This is a genomic window from Leyella stercorea, assembly GCF_019052365.1.
GTDB lineage: Bacteria > Bacteroidota > Bacteroidia > Bacteroidales > Bacteroidaceae > Prevotella.
The window spans coordinates 1-2,096 of record NZ_JAHQUY010000141.1 but is presented as its reverse complement, the minus strand read 5'-3'; the positions used below and the strand labels follow the sequence as shown (position 1 = coordinate 2,096).

Genomic DNA, 2,096 nt, shown 5'->3' with positions numbered 1-2,096 from the left:
ACATGGGCACTCTGCTACATCATCAATGGCGATGCAAGCGGACTGACAGACGAGGAAATCCGTATGGTGGACGAAGCCATACGCAAGAACAATATTGAGATAGTAAGTCCAAGATACAACGAGGACATGTGCACAGAACCTTACTTCAGCCGTTATCCGTTTTTCGGACTGCCTACAGAAGTTGAGGACTGCGACATCATCTATCATGAGTAACAACCCTTTTAACAACATCAGATATGAACACTACAGAATATTTCAAGAGAACCATACAAGCCTATTTGGAGGAGCGTGCAATGGAGGACGAACTCTTTGCAGCCAAGTATGACAACCCCGACAAGAACATAGACGATTGCGTCACCTATATCCTTAATTGGGTACAGAAGAGCGGTTGCAACGGCCTTTGCGATGACGAGATATATGGACAAGCCATCCACTACTACGAGGAGAAGGACATCGAGGTAGGAAAACCATTGAACTGCCAAGTGTCTGTCAACCACCACATCAAACTCACAGAGGAGGAGAAGGCACAGGCAAGACAGGAAGCCATCCGCCAATATCAGCAAGAGCAGATGAACAAGATGCGTAACAGAGATACCGCCAAGCGCACCTCACAGAGAACGGAAACAGAAGTACACCAACCATCATTATTCGACACGTTATGAAACCAAGAACGAAATATCAGAAGCAAGTCGTAACCTCAAACAAGGGGTTACAACCTATCAAGGGAGCGCAAATGCAATGGGCATTCCGTGAATGTCTTGACCACTATGCCTTTCAGTTGAAGCACGGACAGACCACCTGCATGGACTGCGGACACACTTGGACTACGGACGAGTATGCGGACAAATGTGTCTGCCCGAAGTGTAAGGCAAAGTTGGAAGTGCAGCGCACCAAGCGACAGAAGGCAATGTCTTCTACCTATTTCAGCGTACTCACCGAGCGTAAGGGACTGCAACTTATGCGAGCATATCAGATGAAAGCCTATTACCGCAAGGGACAAAAGGCAGAAATCAATTGTTGGGAGGTGGCACGATATTGGATGAACGAAAAAGGCAAGGTGGAGGTTATGGCACGCAAGCGCACAATGGGTATCTATATGGACACGTTCTGCTACGACTCCGACATTGAACTGCGCAGGGACAACACCACCTATCAGCATATTGCTTCATTTCCGGTATGCCCCGATATGAAAGTCATTCCTCAGATATGGCGCAACGGCTTTGACGGAGCGTTTCACGGCATCGAACCGCTTACATTGTTCAAGGCGATGCTGACAGACCACCGCATCGAAACGATGATGAAACAATGTCGTTACGGACACGTCCGCCACTTCATAGACCATCCACGGCACTTGGAAACTTGTTGGAATGCCTACAAGATAGCCAACCGCAACCATTACCTTATTACAGACATCGGCAAATGGGCGGACTACATCTGTATGTTGGTAGAAATGGGCAAGGACATAAGAAGTCCACATTACATTTGCCCCGACAACCTTGAAGCCGAGCACGACAGAATATCCGAGAAAATCAGAGTAAAGAAAGAAAAGGAGCGTACCGAGGAGGAGATACGCAAGGCATTGAAGAACGAGGACAAGTTCAAGGAAATGAAGAGCCGTTTCTTCGGTTTGATGTTCACGGACGGCAATATCGTGGTGAGAATGCTTGAAAGCGTCAGGGAGCACGTTCTTGAGGGCAAGGCGATGCACCATTGTGTAGGCAGCGGAACAAGCTACTCGCTCAATCCCGACTGCATCATCTTCTCTGCAAGAATAGCCGAACAAAGAGTTGAAACAGTGGAGTTTTCACTCGAACAGATGAAAGTCGTACAATGCCACGGACTACAGAACAAGGACACCGAGCACCATGCCGACATCATCAACTTGGTGAACAGCAATGCAAGACTTATAGAGCAGCGTATGGTTGCAACGACATAACACCACATTATTATAATTTAGGCGGAGCGATGAAAATTCGTTCCGCCACTTTCTTCATGAGCCGAGGAGCGGAAAGAAAGTGGCAAAGAACCGTTTTTTCCTTATCTGCGATGCTTGCAGAATAACAAAGGACAGCCCAAATCAAAAGGACTGTCCTTTA

Annotated in this window: 3 protein-coding genes; all 3 read left to right on the top strand. The window is 47.4% G+C overall.

Annotated elements, in window-relative coordinates:
* Positions 1-213 (top strand): DUF6926 domain-containing protein (locus KTQ90_RS13110; RefSeq protein WP_217318799.1); only part of this gene is annotated, 213 nt, incomplete at its 5' end.
* Between the two features lie 23 nt (positions 214-236).
* The gene (locus KTQ90_RS13105) at positions 237-662 is read left to right on the top strand and encodes a PcfK-like family protein (protein ID WP_217318798.1); all 426 of its coding nucleotides are present in this window, start codon (positions 237-239) and stop codon (positions 660-662) included.
* Positions 659-1,936, top strand: a complete 1,278-nt coding sequence (locus KTQ90_RS13100) for a PcfJ domain-containing protein (RefSeq protein ID WP_217318797.1) — start codon at positions 659-661, stop codon at positions 1,934-1,936. Before KTQ90_RS13105 ends, KTQ90_RS13100 begins: the two co-directional genes overlap by 4 nt.
* The last annotated feature ends 160 nt before the right edge of the window (positions 1,937-2,096 follow it).

Coding starts and splice junctions, on each gene's coding strand:
- KTQ90_RS13100 (WP_217318797.1), top strand. CDS start 659: ATGAAACCAAGAACGAAATATCAGAAGCAAGTCGTAACCTCAAACAAG.
- KTQ90_RS13105 (WP_217318798.1), top strand. CDS start 237: ATGAACACTACAGAATATTTCAAGAGAACCATACAAGCCTATTTGGAG.